This is a genomic window from Mycolicibacterium cosmeticum (genome assembly GCF_000613185.1).
Taxonomy (GTDB): Bacteria; Actinomycetota; Actinomycetes; order Mycobacteriales; family Mycobacteriaceae; genus Mycobacterium; species Mycobacterium cosmeticum.
Genome location: NZ_CCBB010000003.1, coordinates 1,464,984 through 1,477,809, shown reverse-complemented (window position 1 = coordinate 1,477,809; position 12,826 = coordinate 1,464,984). Strand labels below are relative to the sequence as shown.

At 68.1% G+C, this 12,826-nt stretch carries 15 protein-coding genes; 7 read left to right on the top strand and 8 right to left on the bottom strand.

Features of this window, described 5'->3' with window-relative positions; genetic code table 11:
* Positions 1-156 precede the first annotated feature (156 nt).
* Entirely contained in the window at positions 157-801 is a 645-nt protein-coding gene (locus BN977_RS26320) for a response regulator (protein WP_407661219.1), read from the top strand.
* Between the two features lie 2 nt (positions 802-803).
* On the opposite strand, the gene BN977_RS26315 is transcribed toward BN977_RS26320, so the two are convergent.
* Positions 804-1,160 (bottom strand): response regulator, encoded by a 357-nt coding sequence (locus tag BN977_RS26315; protein ID WP_036402696.1) that lies wholly within the window; start codon positions 1,158-1,160, stop codon positions 804-806.
* Positions 1,161-1,245: 85 nt separating this feature from the next.
* On the opposite strand from BN977_RS26315, the gene BN977_RS26310 reads away from it, so the two are divergent.
* A complete protein-coding gene (locus BN977_RS26310; protein ID WP_234709670.1) occupies positions 1,246-2,736 on the top strand; it encodes a sensor histidine kinase in 1,491 nt (496 codons plus the stop codon).
* Here BN977_RS26310 and BN977_RS32720 read toward each other — a convergent pair.
* Both BN977_RS32720 and BN977_RS32715 read right to left on the bottom strand, forming a co-directional pair.
* Positions 2,717-2,896, bottom strand: coding sequence for a hypothetical protein (locus tag BN977_RS32720; RefSeq protein WP_131590220.1), 180 nt, complete (start codon positions 2,894-2,896; stop codon positions 2,717-2,719). The two genes, BN977_RS26310 and BN977_RS32720, sit on opposite strands and share 20 nt — an antisense overlap.
* A 68-nt stretch (positions 2,897-2,964) precedes the next feature.
* On the bottom strand, positions 2,965-3,177 hold the full coding sequence (locus tag BN977_RS32715; RefSeq protein WP_131590218.1) for a hypothetical protein: 213 nt from the start codon (positions 3,175-3,177) through the stop codon (positions 2,965-2,967).
* Positions 3,178-3,312: 135 nt separating this feature from the next.
* On the opposite strand from BN977_RS32715, the gene BN977_RS26305 reads away from it, so the two are divergent.
* The 3 genes from BN977_RS26305 (at position 3,313) to BN977_RS32980 (ending at position 5,453) form a co-directional block, all read left to right on the top strand.
* The gene (locus tag BN977_RS26305; RefSeq protein ID WP_036402691.1) at positions 3,313-4,377 is read left to right on the top strand and encodes a DNA topoisomerase IB; all 1,065 of its coding nucleotides are present in this window, start codon (positions 3,313-3,315) and stop codon (positions 4,375-4,377) included.
* An 80-nt stretch (positions 4,378-4,457) separates the two neighbouring features.
* Positions 4,458-5,090, top strand: coding sequence for an SOUL family heme-binding protein (locus BN977_RS26300; protein ID WP_036402688.1), 633 nt, complete (start codon positions 4,458-4,460; stop codon positions 5,088-5,090).
* 69 nt (positions 5,091-5,159) lie between these two features.
* Positions 5,160-5,453 carry a hypothetical protein gene (locus BN977_RS32980; RefSeq protein ID WP_036402686.1) on the top strand — a complete coding sequence of 98 codons (294 nt, stop codon included), beginning with the start codon at positions 5,160-5,162 and terminating at the stop codon, positions 5,451-5,453.
* Between the two features lie 32 nt (positions 5,454-5,485).
* On the opposite strand, the gene BN977_RS26290 is transcribed toward BN977_RS32980, so the two are convergent.
* A complete protein-coding gene (locus BN977_RS26290) occupies positions 5,486-6,226 on the bottom strand; it encodes an SDR family oxidoreductase (protein ID WP_036402684.1) in 741 nt (246 codons plus the stop codon).
* A 102-nt stretch (positions 6,227-6,328) separates the two neighbouring features.
* Between BN977_RS26290 and BN977_RS26285 the strand changes: the two genes are divergently transcribed.
* Positions 6,329-7,219 carry a LysR family transcriptional regulator gene (locus BN977_RS26285; protein WP_036402682.1) on the top strand — a complete coding sequence of 297 codons (891 nt, stop codon included), beginning with the start codon at positions 6,329-6,331 and terminating at the stop codon, positions 7,217-7,219.
* 24 nt (positions 7,220-7,243) lie between these two features.
* Here BN977_RS26285 and nrdF read toward each other — a convergent pair whose 3' ends face one another.
* From nrdF to BN977_RS26270, 3 genes are all read right to left on the bottom strand, one after another.
* The gene (gene nrdF, locus BN977_RS26280; RefSeq protein WP_036402680.1) at positions 7,244-8,218 is read right to left on the bottom strand and encodes a class 1b ribonucleoside-diphosphate reductase subunit beta; all 975 of its coding nucleotides are present in this window, start codon (positions 8,216-8,218) and stop codon (positions 7,244-7,246) included.
* Positions 8,219-8,321: 103 nt separating this feature from the next.
* Positions 8,322-9,794, bottom strand: a complete 1,473-nt coding sequence (locus BN977_RS26275; protein WP_036402678.1) for a flavin-containing monooxygenase — start codon at positions 9,792-9,794, stop codon at positions 8,322-8,324.
* Between the two features lie 80 nt (positions 9,795-9,874).
* Positions 9,875-10,630 carry a TetR/AcrR family transcriptional regulator gene (locus BN977_RS26270; RefSeq protein WP_024451098.1) on the bottom strand — a complete coding sequence of 252 codons (756 nt, stop codon included), beginning with the start codon at positions 10,628-10,630 and terminating at the stop codon, positions 9,875-9,877.
* Positions 10,631-10,757: 127 nt separating this feature from the next.
* On the opposite strand from BN977_RS26270, the gene BN977_RS26265 reads away from it, so the two are divergent.
* Positions 10,758-11,942 carry an NAD(P)/FAD-dependent oxidoreductase gene (locus BN977_RS26265; protein ID WP_036402676.1) on the top strand — a complete coding sequence of 395 codons (1,185 nt, stop codon included), beginning with the start codon at positions 10,758-10,760 and terminating at the stop codon, positions 11,940-11,942.
* Here BN977_RS26265 and BN977_RS26260 read toward each other — a convergent pair.
* Entirely contained in the window at positions 11,939-12,766 is an 828-nt protein-coding gene (locus tag BN977_RS26260; protein WP_036402673.1) for a GNAT family N-acetyltransferase, read from the bottom strand. The genes BN977_RS26265 and BN977_RS26260 overlap by 4 nt on opposite strands.
* Positions 12,767-12,826 lie beyond the last annotated feature (60 nt).

The following is a 12,826-nucleotide window of genomic DNA, read 5'->3' as shown; positions in this document are numbered from 1 at the left end:
GCTGGCTGCCAATCCCGGAGGAACGCTGCCGGTACCGGCCGGGTAGGGCTAGCCCCCATATCGACCCGATGCCGCACCGGCACGACGATGGGATGCGAGAATGTCGCGGCTGCACGGGCGGCTTGGGGGTTGGGCGGAAAGGGCATACGGGTGGCTATACGAGTTGTCATCGCCGAGGACGACGTGCTGTTGCGGGAGGGCGTGGCGAGTCTGCTGCAACGGTCGGGATTCGAGGTCGTCGGGCAGGCCGGTGACGCGCCGACCCTGCTCGAGGTGGTGCGGGCGCAACGGCCCGAGTTGGTGCTCACCGACATCCGCATGCCACCCAGCCACAGCGCCGAAGGGCTGGACGCCGCCCGCACCATCCGCGCCGAGCTCCCGGACACCGGCATCGTGGTGCTCTCGGCGCATATCGACGTCGAGCACGCCACCGAGCTGCTCGCCGGCGGGCACGCCATCGGGTACCTGCTCAAGACCCGCGTCACCGATGTGGAGGATTTCGTCGACACCCTCAACCGGGTGGCCGCGGGCGCGTCGGTCATCGATCCGGCGCTGGTCACCGAGCTGGTGTCGGCGCGGCGACGCAACGATCCGCTGTCCGCGCTGAGCTCACGGGAACGTGAGGTGCTGGCCCTGATGGCCGAGGGGCTGTCCAACGCGGGGATCGGCAGGCGACTCTGGGTGACCGAGGGCACGGTGGAAAAACACGTGCGCAGCATCCTGACCAAACTGGACCTGCCGGAGACCGGCGACGATCACCGGCGGGTGCGCGCGGTGATCCTGTTCCTGGACTCGCGCTGATCTCAGCCGTGCAGCAGGCCGCGGATGGCCTCGGGTGACAGCGCGAACTTGGGCAGGAATCCGCGGGCCGGGCTGTCGGCGATCAGGTCGGCGAAGTCCTGTTCGTCGTGGGTCGAGATGAGGATCACCGGCACATCGGTGAGCTGCTCGGCCACGTCGAAACCGTTGTCGGCGCCGAGGTCGACGTCCACCAGCGCGACATCGGGTTGCAGCGCCCTGCTGGCGTCCACCGCACCGGCGCCGTCGGTGGCCGTGCCGACGACGGTGATCCCGCCGTGCGCCAGCATCGTCGCCGCGGCATCCCGGAACGCGGCGCTGTCGTCGACGATCAGCGCCCGCACAACCGGTGAACCAGACATACTCCGAGCTTGACAGCACCACGCGGCCGAGGCATTACCGCTAGCCGGAAAGTTCGCTGTCAACTTCCGCAATAACATCTGCGGGGTGAACTGGCATTCGTGGTCCGGTCGTGCACTGGCCCTCATCGTGCGGCCCACCGCCCGGCCCCTCGGCTGGGGTGTAGTGGTGGCGGCCGGCTTCATCGCCGCCGAGACGTTGGTGGTGCTGGCGCTCAAGCGGGTGGCCCCCGACGACGCGTTCGGTGCGGTGTTCCTGCTCGGGGTGCTGGTGGTCTCGGCCGGTTGGGGGTTCGGGCTCTCGGTGGCGACGTCGGTGGCCAGCGCGCTGGTCTACACGTACTTCCACCTGGAGGGCCGGGACAGCCTGGCACCGGCGGTGGGGGTGTTCCTCACCCTGGCGCTGGTGACCAATGTGCTGGTCGGACAGGCGCGGCTGCGCACCGCCGAAGCCGAGCAACGGCGCCGCGAAGCGACCGGCCTGGCCGTTGCGCAGGCCGCGCTGCGGCGGGTGGCCACCCTGGTGGCCCGCGGGGCGCCCATCGCCGAGGTGTACGACGTCGCGGTCTCGGAGTTGGCGCACAGCCTCGGGGCCCAGCACGTCACGCTGCTGCGCTACGAATCCGACGAGCACGCGGTGGTGCTGGCGACCAGCGACCCACGGGCTTTCGCTGCCGGCCAACGGTATTCGCTGGCGGGCGACAATGTCGGGACCCGGGTCCGGGCCACCGCCGCCCCGGCACGCATCGACGATTACGGCGCGGCCACCGGTGAGGTCGCGACGATGCTCACCGGGCTGGGCATGCGTTCGGGTGCCGGCGCGCCGGTGATCGTGGACGGCGAGACGCGCGGCGCGCTGGTGGCCGCCTGGCCGAAGCCGTACGGGGCCGCCGAGCACGCCGAGGCGCATATCTGTGATTTCGCCGACCTGGTGTCCACCTCGATCGCCAACGCCGAGACCCGCGCCGAACTGACCGCGTCGCGGGCCCGCATCGTCGCGGCCGCCGACCAGGCCCGGCGCGGCTTCGAACGTGACCTGCACGACGGCGCCCAGCAGCGCATCGTCGCACTGAGCCTGCAGCTGCGGGCGGCCGAGGCGGCCGCCGAGGGCACCCTGCGGACCCAGTTGTCCGGCATCGTCGAGGGGCTGGCCGGCCTGTATGCGGACCTGCAGGAACTGTCCCGCGGCCTGCACCCGGCGATCCTGTCCAAGGGCGGGCTGGCACCGGCGATCCGGACCCTGGCTCGCCGGTCGCCGGTGCCGGTCGAACTCGACCTGCGCGTCGACGAGCGGCTACCGGAGTCCGTCGAGGTGGCCGCCTACTACGTGGTGGCCGAATCTCTCACCAACGCAGCCAAATACGCCGACGCGGAGGTGATCACCGTCACGGCCGTCGCCGATGAGGCCGGGTTACGGCTGACGGTCACCGATGACGGTGTCGGTGGCGCGGTGGCGGGTGGCGGATCGGGTCTGGTCGGTTTGCGTGACCGGGTGCGGGCGCTGTCGGGCGAGTTCGGGGTGTCCAGTGCCGCGGGCGCCGGGACCACCGTCACCGCGGCTATCCCGCTGAGCGCCTGAACGGCAGCACGCGGCACACTTCCTGAGGTCGCCGGGCCGGCGTGGGACCGACGTAGGAGGGGTGCCTGCGCTTGGCCTCGACGAGCGCGCGCATGTTCTGCCGGGCGCGTCGCGGCGCGAGCTCGACGACGTTGGTCTCGGCAATCGCGGTCGCTGCCATGATGTCCCCTCCTGTGCGGGTCGTGCATCCGTCACCTTCGAGGTTGCTCGCCCAATGGAGGAAGACCTTCAACGAAAGCCGTGAAGTTGCTGAGAAAGCGTGGGCCGGCGCCGGAACGGCAGCACCCGGCACGGCTCCTCCGCGCCCGTCGCACCGGCCGACCACACGCGCCGGCGTTTCGGCGCCGTCATCCGGCGCAGATTGTGCCGGGCCCGTCGGGAGGCGAGGTCGACGACATTGGTTTCCGTGACATCGCTTCCTGCCAACACCGGTGCTGTCATGATCGTCCCTCCTCGCCCTGACCTGCGTCAGGATGCCCCGTTCGGGGCGTGCGCAAACCGGCTGTCCGCCAGGTGTAGAGCCGACCCCGCCGGGGTAATCCCGGCAACACGAAAACACCGGCTGAGGAAGGCGTCATGCGACTACGGCGGAGTGCGCTCTCGGCTCCCGGGATCAGCCGGAAGCGGCGCGGAAAGGGATTCGCCTATTACGGCCCGGATGGTTCGTTGCTGAACGACGACCCGACGATCGCCCGGATCAAGGCGCTGGTGATTCCCCCGGCCTGGAAGAAGGTGTGGATCTGCCCGTTCCCGAACGGGCACATCCAGGCCGTCGGCACCGACGCGGCGGGCCGGCGTCAGTACCTGTACCACCCGCAGTGGCATCAGGAACGAGCCGAGGAGAAGTTCGACCGGGTCCTGGACATGTCCACCCGGCTGCCGGACTGGCGCGCGAAGGTCGCCGACGATCTCGGCGGCAAGGGCCTGAGTCGGGACCGCGTGCTGGCGCTGGCGCTGCACCTGCTGGACCACGGGTACTTCCGCGCGGGCGGCGAGCAGTACGCCGAGGAGAACGAATCGTACGGTCTGGCAACGTTGTTGTGCGAGCACGTCAGTGTCCGCGGTGACGCGGTGTCCTTCGACTACCCGGCCAAGAGTGGCGTCCAGCGGCGCCTGGAGTTGGCCGATCCCGAGGTGGCCCGGGCCGTCAAGGCGTTGTTGCGCCGCGGGGACCGCAGCGGACGGCTGCTGGTGTGCCGGGCCGCGTCCGGCTGGGCCGACATCCGCTCCGATGACCTCAACGCACGGTTCAAGGAGCTGGTCGGCGCGGAGTTCAGTGTCAAGGACCTGCGGACCTGGCACGGGACGGTGCTGGCCGCGGCCGCGTTCGCCGACGCCGATCCCCCGGTCTCCAAGCGCGTGGTCAAGCGCGTCGAGGCGGCCGTGATGAAAGAGGTCGCCGAGTCGTTGGGCAACACGCCCGCCGTCGCGCGCAGTTCGTATGTCGATCCCCGGGTGGTCGCCGGCTACGAGCAGGGCCTGACCATCGGCACGGCGGTGCGCCGCGCGGCGAGGATCGACGATTCCGTTGCCGCACAAGCGGTTCTGGAGAAGGCCACGCGCAATCTGATCCTGAAGGTGGACAAGGGCAACGCCGCGTCCCGGCGGCCCAAGGGTGCGCCGATGCCGACGGCGGCGTGAGCGTCGCCATCCGGCACGCGGTGCACTCCGAATGCCTTACGACGCGAGGAACCACTCGCGCGACGGGGAGAGGACAAGGCATGCCGGGTGTGCAGGCCATCGCCAAGCAGGTGGTGGAGACGGTCGGATCCGTGGCCGGGATCAGGATCGGGTTGGAGGAGCCGAAGTTCAACGCGGTGGAGCTGGCCCGAGGGGTGCAGGTGCGCTACTACCGGGAGCGGATCGCGGCCCAGACGCGGGTGGTGGGTCAGTCAGAGGATCAGGCCCGATCCACCGGATTCCGGCGCCTCGCCACCTACATCTTCGGCGGCAACGACGGTGGCCGGAGCATCGCGATGACCGCGCCCGTGGCGGTGCAGACCGGTCGGTCCGGCGGGACCAAGATCGCCATGACGGCGCCGGTCGCTCAACGGCGCGAGGCCGACGAGTGGGTCATCCGCTTCTTCATGCCCGCGCGGTGGACCATGGACACGCTGCCCAGACCCGACGACCCGCGCGTCGAATTGGTGACGGTCCCTCCGGAGACGTATGCCGTGCTGCGCTTCAGCGGCGGCTACCACGCCCGGCGGGTCGCCGAGCAGACGGCCAGGTTGCGGGATGTGCTGCGGCAGTATGGGTTCGAGGCCACCGGCGAACCCACCGCGTGGTTTTTCGACCCGCCGTGGACGCTGCCCTTCCGCCGCCGCAATGAGGTGGCCATCCCCGTGGAGTGACAGCACGGCTGTGCCGATTCAGAGGCCACACATAGCTGATAATTATATTCGCTAACTAACATGGCATACATGAACGCACACAAACTGATCGCCGGTATGGCGATCGCCGGTGGATTGGCAGCAGCGGTCGGCATCGGGGCGGGGACGGCCGCGGCCGCACCCGCCACCGGCCCGGTCCCGGCCTGGGGTCCGCCCCCGCCCGGACCCGGCTGGGGCGATCACGACCACGGCTGGGGCCGGCCGGGCGACGGCTGGGGGCCGCCGCGGGGCTGGAACCCGAACGAGGGCCCCTGGGGGCCGGCCGGCTGGAACGGCGGCTGGCAGCCCCCGGGTGCCATCTGCCTGGGTCAGTGGTGCATCTAGCCGGTTACCCGTAAGGCCCCGACTTTGGGCCGTCAAAGTTGCGATTCACCGCCGTCGACGACGAGCTCGATGCCGGCGACATACGTCGCGTCGAACGCCAGAAACGCCACAGCAGGAGCGAACTCGTCGGGGCGCCCCCACCGCTGCATCGGGCTGCTCGCCTCGAATTGCGCTTTGAGTTGCGCGGCCTTCTCCGGCACTTCCTTCTCCAACTTGCCGGTGTCGATGGAACCGGGGCTGATCGCATTGACGCGGATGCCCCTGGGCAGTAATTCCCTGCTGAGCGTGCGGGCCATCGACCGCAACGCCGCCTTGCTCGCCGAGTAGACGCTGAGCGCGTCCCAGCCGGTCTGGTTCGCGATCGAGGTCGTGAGCACGACGCCACCACCGTCGGCCAGCAGTGGTGCCAGCTTCTGCACCGTGAAGAAGGGCCCTTTGGTGTTGATCGCGAAGACATCGTCGAACGTCTGCTCGGTGACCGCAAAGAACGAGTCGAAACTGCCCACGCCCGCGTTGACGATCAACGCATCGAGGGTGCCGAAGTCGTCCCGGACACGGTCGGCGAGTTCGTCGATGGCCGCGAGTGAACGTGCATCGCTTTGCACCGCGATCCCGCGCTCACCCAGCTGACGAGCGGCGACGTCGAGGGTGCCCTGGTTCCGCCCGGTCACCATGACCCGTGCGCCGTGCCGGACCAGATAGCGAGCGGCGGCCAGTCCCAAGCCGCTGCTTCCACCGGTGATCAGCACATTCTTGCCGTCATATCTGCTCATGCCGTCGAGTCTTCGACTGCCCGGAGCATCTGTCCAAGACCTGATCCGCACCCGCCGATGCCGAAACGGAATACCGCTGTTCACCATCGGGTTGGATGTCGCGTGAACGATCTGGGCATGGACCTGGAGCTGAGGCTCATCCGGTATTTCACCGCGGTCGCCGAGCATCGGAACTTCACCCGGGCCGCGGCCGAATTACATCTGGCACAACCATCCTTGAGTAGGCAGATCCAGCGCCTGGAGCATCGACTCGGCGTCCGGCTGCTCGACCGCACGCCGCAGGGTGCGCTGCTCACCGAGGCCGGCAAGGCGTTTCTTCCTGAGGCGCAGGCTCTTCTGCGGGCGGCCCGCCAAGCGGCGCTCACCGCCCGCGCCTACGCGCCCGGGGGCAAGGTCATCATCGGATACGTCGAAGACCTCGTCGTCACACCGGCCGTCCGCGAATTACGCCGTCGGCACCCCGACGCGGACATCGTCACCCGCTTTTTGGAATGCCACGAAGAAGGGCTCGTCACCGACGGACATGTCGATGTGCTCGTCGCCAGGGCGCCGCTGTTCATCCCGACCGACAACGTCCGCGTCACTGCGCTGTACGACGAGCCTCGCATGCTGGTCATGGCCGCCGATCACCCGCTGGCCCAGCGCACATCGGTATCCCTGGACGACTTCGCCCAAGGCCAATCGGTCATCTGCTCACACGGCGGAACGCGCGCGATCTTCCCGGCGGGATCCAGGCAGCCGACGAGTCCGGAGCCGATGCCCGCCGGCCCGGTGGTCGAACGCTTCGAGGACAGATTGGAACTTGTCGCAAGTGGGCAGGCGGTTGCGGTTCTTCCGGTCGGCGATCGCCGCAGTTCGGTGCGCCCGGACCTTGCCACGGTGCCACTGGACGGCTTCCCCGCCAGCAGCGTCGTGGTCGCCTCACGGATCGGTGAAACGAACCCGCTGGTTTCCGAGTTCATTTCCACAGCAATGGCATTACTCGTCGGCTGACGACCACCGCCCGGAGTAGGAAGACTAGAAGTCCCAGTCCTCGTCCTCGGTGTTGACGGCCTTGCCGATCACATAGCTGGAGCCCGAGCCGGAGAAGAAGTCGTGGTTCTCGTCGGCGTTGGGGCTCAGCGCGGACAGGATCGCCGGGTTCACGTCGGTCTCGTCCTTGGGGAACAGCGCCTCATAACCCAGGTTCATCAGGGCCTTGTTGGCGTTGTAGCGCAGGAATTTCTTGACGTCCTCGGTCAGGCCGACGGCGTCGTAGAGGTCCTGGGTGTACTCGGTCTCGTTGTCGTACAGCTCGAAGAGCAGTTCGTAGGTGTAGTCCTTGAGCTCCTGGCGCTTGGCCTCGTCCACCAGGGCCAGCCCGCGCTGGAACTTGTAGCCGATGTAGTAGCCGTGCACGGCCTCGTCGCGGATGATCAGCCGGATCATGTCGGCGGTGTTGGTCAGCTTGGCCCGCGACGACCAGTACATCGGCAGGTAGAAGCCGGAGTAGAACAGGAAGCTCTCCAGCAGGGTGGAGGCCACCTTGCGCTTGAGCGGGTCGTCACCGCGGTAGAAGTCCATCACGATCTGCGCCTTGCGCTGCAGGTTCGGGTTCTCCTCCGACCAGCGGAACGCCTCGTCGATCTCGGCCGTGGAGCACAACGTGGAGAAGATGTTGCTGTAGCTCTTGGCGTGCACCGACTCCATGAACGCGATGTTGGTGTAGACGGCTTCCTCGTGCGGGGTCAGCGCATCGGGGATCAGGCTGACGGCGCCGACGGTGCCCTGGATGGTGTCCAGCAGGGTCAGGCCGGTGAACACCCGCATGGTGAGCTGCTTCTCGGCGTCGGTCAGGGTGCCCCAGGACGGGATGTCGTTGGACACCGGTACCTTCTCCGGCAACCAGAAATTGCCGGTCAGCCGGTCCCAGACCTCGGCGTCCTTCTCGTCCTGGACGCGGTTCCAGTTGATGGCCGAGACGCGGTCGATCAGCTTAATTCCGTCGGACATCTGGAACCCCAATTCGGTGCGTGGTGAGTGGCTGCCACGACACTACAACTGGGGGCCGACAACACGCCGGAGCCCCACAAGTTGTGTTTTCGTGTCGCGTCGGTCAGGCCGTGAACTCGTACTCGGCCGGCTGGAAATGCCGGGTGGACAGCCAGTACTGCCAGGTCATACCGCTCCACAGGGTCCGGTTGACACCGTGGGCGTCCATGTACCAGCTGTGGCAACCTCCGGTGCTGAACACCGTGCCCGCCAGATCGTGCTGCAGCTGCGCGTTGAATTCGTCCTGGGCCTGCCGCGTCGGGGCCAGCGCCTTGGCGCCCGCGGCGTCGGCGGCGGCGATGGCCTGCGCGACGTAGCGGATCTGCGACTCGATCATGAAGACCACCGAGTTGTGTCCCAGCGCCGTGTTGGGGCCGAGCAGGAAGAACAGGTTGGGCATACCCGCCACGGCGATACCGCGGTGGGCGGCGATGCCCTCCCGCGTCCAGCGGTCCACCAGGTCCTCACCGCCGGCACCCTTGATGTCGACGTAGGTGTAGGAGTCGGTGACGTGGAAGCCGGTGGCCCACACGATCACGTCGACCGGATGCTCGGCGCCGTCGCCGGTGACGATGCCGGTCGGGGTGACCTTGGCGATCCCCTCGGTGATCACCTGCGTCTTGGGGTTCGCGATGGCGCCGTAGTAGGTGTCGGAGTTCAGGATTCGCTTGCAGCCGGCGGTGTAGCTCGGGGTGAGCTTGCGGCGCAGCTCGGGATCTTTGATGCTGCGGTTGATGTTCCAGCGGCCCAACAGTTCACCGATCTTGAGCAGCCGCGGCTGCTGGGTCATGGCGAACCCGACCCCCTCGTGGATCCAGTAGATGGCCGCGCGCATCAGCGCCCGGGCGCCCGGAACGTAGGTGAACAGCCGCCGCATCCATTGCGGGAAGGCGTTGTTCGGCCGCGGCATCACCCAGGCCGGGGTGCGCTGGTAGAGGTCGAGCCCGGCCACCTGGTCGATGATCGCCGGGACGATCTGGATGGCGCTGGCTCCGGTGCCGATCACGGCCACACGCTTGCCGGTGATGTCTACGTCGTGGTCCCACTGGGCCGAGTGGAACATCGCCCCGGTGAACGTGTCGGCGCCCTCGATATCGGGAATCGACGGGATGTGCAGTCCGCCGGCCCCGGAGATCAGGAACTGCGCGACGAACTCCTGTCCGGATTTGTCGAACACATGCCAGCGGGAATCCTGGTCATCCCAGTGCGCGCGGTCGACGAAGGTGTTGAACCGGATGTTGCGGCGCAGGCCGTACTTGTCGGTGACGTGCTTGAGGTAGTCGAAGATCTCCGGCTGGAACGACCACATGTGGCTCCAGTCCGGCTTCGGCTCGAAGGAGAAGGAGTACATGTGCGACGGGATGTCGCACGCGCAGCCCGGGTAGGTGTTGTCCCGCCAGGTGCCGCCGATCTCGTCGGCCTTCTCCAGGATCAGGAAATCCCGGTCGGTGAAGCCCTGCTTCTTCAGCGCGATGCCCATCCCGAGGCCGGAGAACCCGGACCCGATGATCAACGCGCGGGTGACGACGGCGGACATAGCTCACGGCCTTTCCCGGGAACGGCGGTACCGGATATCCAGTATCCAGACTGTGCGCCCCCGAAGGCAACAGCCGCAGCTCAGGCGCCCAGGTCCACCTGTTGGCGCTTGACCGCCTTGCTGACCGGCTGATCCGGATCGATCGCCACACCCATCAACTCGCCGGTGCCGTTCACCGCACCCATCATGATCGTGGTCATATGGGCGACGAACTGGTCCATCGGCATCCGGCGGGCACCGTCCTCGCTGCCACCGAGCCACCAGTCGGTGGCCGAGGCGGCGGTGCCGAACAGCGCGAACGCGGCCAATTCGAAGACCGCGGGGTCCAGGTCCATGTCCTTGAGCTCGCTGCTGACCATGTCGGCGATCGCCAGGGTGATGTCGCGACCACGATTGACCGTGGTCATCGCCGCCGCCGACTGGTCGGCGAACCGGCCCTGCAGTAGGAACCGGACCACGTTGGGGTGCTGGTCGACCAGCTCCACGTAATGTTCCACGGCCCGGCCGATGATCTGCCGGGCGGTGTCGGTCTCGATGTTGATCGACGGGATGACCGCCGCCCACAGCATGTCGCGCATCCGCTCGCCGATCTGGGCGAACATGTCGGACTTGTCGGTGAAGTGCCGGTAGATCTTCGGCTTGGCGGTGCCGGCTTCCTCGGCGATTTCCCGGACGCTGACGTTGGGGCCGAGCCGGTCGATCGCCCGGAAGGCCGCGTCGATGATCTCCCCGCGCACCTTCTTGCGATGTTCACGCCACCGCTCGCTGCGCGCATCGACCTTCACGCCGGGTTGCCCACCGGGCAGCGGTATGGAGGGAAGAGATGGTCTGCGCACCCACCTACTGTACCGGCTCGCCGTCCCTGACCTGCCGTGACCGCTCGGTGCGCCATCCACCGCGGGACCGGCTACGAATGTCTTCGGTACCATCAAGCGGACACATTCCCTTTCAACGAGGCGGAAGATGACGGCCCGATACGACCTGGTCATCGCGGGCGGCGGCCCATCTGGATCAGCGGCTGCCTGGCAGGCCGCCCAGACGGGGGCACGGGTGATCGTCCTGGACAAGGCGGACTTTCCCCGGGACAAGCCCTGTGGTGACGGCCTGACCGCTCGCGCGGTCAGCTACCTGCAGAAGATGGGCCTGGCCGACGAGGTGGCCAAGTACCACCGGATCAACCGGGTCACGGTGTACAGCCCGAGTGCGTGGGAGCTGTCGTTTCCCCGCCGGCCCGGAATGCCCGACCACGGGCACACCGCCAGCCGCACCGACCTGGACCTGAAGCTGCTCAAGCACGCCGAGTCCGCAGGCGCCGAGGTTCGTCAGGGCGCCGAGGTGGCCGGCCCGGAATTCGACGCCGACGGCCGGGTGGTGGGCGTGGTGCTCAAGAGCGGTGAGAAGGTGCTCGGTGACGCGGTCATCGCGGCCGACGGGGCCTACTCGCCCATCAAGCGGGCGCTGAAACTGGACTCCCAGTACAACGGTTACTCGGCCATCGCGATCCGCTCCGAGATGCATGCCAACCGCCCCGACGGCGACAGCATGGACATCTACCTGAAGCTGCTGTTCCAGGGCGATCAGCTACCCGGCTACGGGTGGGTGTTCCCGATGGGCAACGGCGTCTTCAACATCGGGTTGGGCTACGTCAACAGTTACAAGAACTGGCAGTCGATCAACGCCACCCAGTTCCTGGGCGAGTTCCTGCGGTCACTGCCGCGCGACTGGGAGCTGCCGCCGATCGAGGAGTTGAAGAAGAACAAGAGCGTGCGGGCGTGGCGATTGCCGATGGGCTTCACGGCCTGGCCGCCGTGGCGTCCCGGTGTGCTGTTCACCGGTGACTCGCTGGGGGCCGGTAAGCCGGCATCCGGTGCCGGTATCTCCAAGGCCCTCGAATCCGGCTTGGCCGCAGGCGAATGCGCCATCGCGGCGTTGCAGAACGGTGGTCCCGACGACTTCACCAACTATGCGCAGCGGATGGAAGCCGCCTGGGGCAGGGAGTACCGGCGCGGGCGCTACATGCACAAGCTGATCGGGAACCCGAAGGTCGCCGAGGCCGGTATCAAGCTGATCGACAATGCGGCGTTCCGGGACCGGCTGCTCAAGGCGCTGTACAAGAAGGCGCAGGGGCCCGCGCACCACAAGGTCTAATCGAACGCGTAGTGGACGTGTTCGTCGACGGCGACGAACCCGATCCGCCGATAGACCCTGTTGGCCACCTCGTTGGCGGCGTCGGCGAACAGCACGACCTCGTCGGCGCCGCGCGCGTGTGCGTGCCTGGCGGCGGCCGCCGTCACCGCGGCCGCGTATCCGTGCCCGCGGTGCCGCGGCGGGGTGAAGACCGGGCCGATCCGGGACATGCCCGCCAGCGGCGCGTGTACCCGCGCCATGCTGACCGGCGTGCCGCCGACGGTCCACAGCACGATGTCGCCGTCGGTGAGGGCGATCTGGTGCAGGTAGACCCGCCGGGCGTCGCGGTCCGATGCCGCGCCGAAGGCCTCGACGAAGAACGCGTCCAGCCAGTCGACGAGCAGGTCCACCTCCCGGCCGACGGCCGGCCGGCCCTCCCCCGGCACACCGGTCGGTGCCGCCAACGCCGCCAGCCGGTACAGGGGCTCCACCTCGGTCAGCTCGGCGTGACTGCCCGTGACCTCACTCCACGCCGTCGCGAACGCCGTTGTGCTGTCCCGTGTTCCGCGCACGCTGGGCAACCCGGGGTGGGCCCGCGTCAGCGCGGCGGCCACATCTGCGGCGCCGGCCGACGGCAGGCCACTGGTCAGCAGGGCGCCATCACCGAGCTGAACGGCGGCCCCGACCGTGTCGCCGTCGGTGACCGACACCATGAGCCGGCCTTCATCGGAGACCGGCATGCGCAGGGTCGTCAATTCGACCGTGAAGGTCACCGGGTCGGGCAGATAGACCGCCCTGGCGACCGGGGCGAACTCGTCCCGGGTGCGGTGCAGGCTGACGTGCATTCCTCCCAGGGTGGCCGGATTCGTCGTGCGGCGCCACCGATTTTCGCCGTGACGGTGTCG

Excerpts from the sequence above, each read along its gene's own strand:
- BN977_RS32720 (WP_131590220.1), bottom strand. The coding sequence starts at position 2,896 with ATGGCAGCGACCGCGATTGCCGAGACCAACGTCGTCGAGCTCGCGCCG.
- BN977_RS26315 (WP_036402696.1), bottom strand. The coding sequence starts at position 1,160 with ATGTCTGGTTCACCGGTTGTGCGGGCGCTGATCGTCGACGACAGCGCC.
- BN977_RS26260 (WP_036402673.1), bottom strand. The coding sequence starts at position 12,766 with ATGCACGTCAGCCTGCACCGCACCCGGGACGAGTTCGCCCCGGTCGCC.
- BN977_RS26275 (WP_036402678.1), bottom strand. The coding sequence starts at position 9,794 with ATGTCCGCCGTCGTCACCCGCGCGTTGATCATCGGGTCCGGGTTCTCC.
- BN977_RS32715 (WP_131590218.1), bottom strand. The coding sequence starts at position 3,177 with ATGACAGCACCGGTGTTGGCAGGAAGCGATGTCACGGAAACCAATGTC.
- BN977_RS26265 (WP_036402676.1), top strand. The coding sequence starts at position 10,758 with ATGACGGCCCGATACGACCTGGTCATCGCGGGCGGCGGCCCATCTGGA.
- nrdF (WP_036402680.1), bottom strand. The coding sequence starts at position 8,218 with ATGTCCGACGGAATTAAGCTGATCGACCGCGTCTCGGCCATCAACTGG.
- BN977_RS26305 (WP_036402691.1), top strand. The coding sequence starts at position 3,313 with ATGCGACTACGGCGGAGTGCGCTCTCGGCTCCCGGGATCAGCCGGAAG.
- BN977_RS32980 (WP_036402686.1), top strand. The coding sequence starts at position 5,160 with ATGAACGCACACAAACTGATCGCCGGTATGGCGATCGCCGGTGGATTG.
- BN977_RS26300 (WP_036402688.1), top strand. The coding sequence starts at position 4,458 with ATGCCGGGTGTGCAGGCCATCGCCAAGCAGGTGGTGGAGACGGTCGGA.
- BN977_RS26290 (WP_036402684.1), bottom strand. The coding sequence starts at position 6,226 with ATGAGCAGATATGACGGCAAGAATGTGCTGATCACCGGTGGAAGCAGC.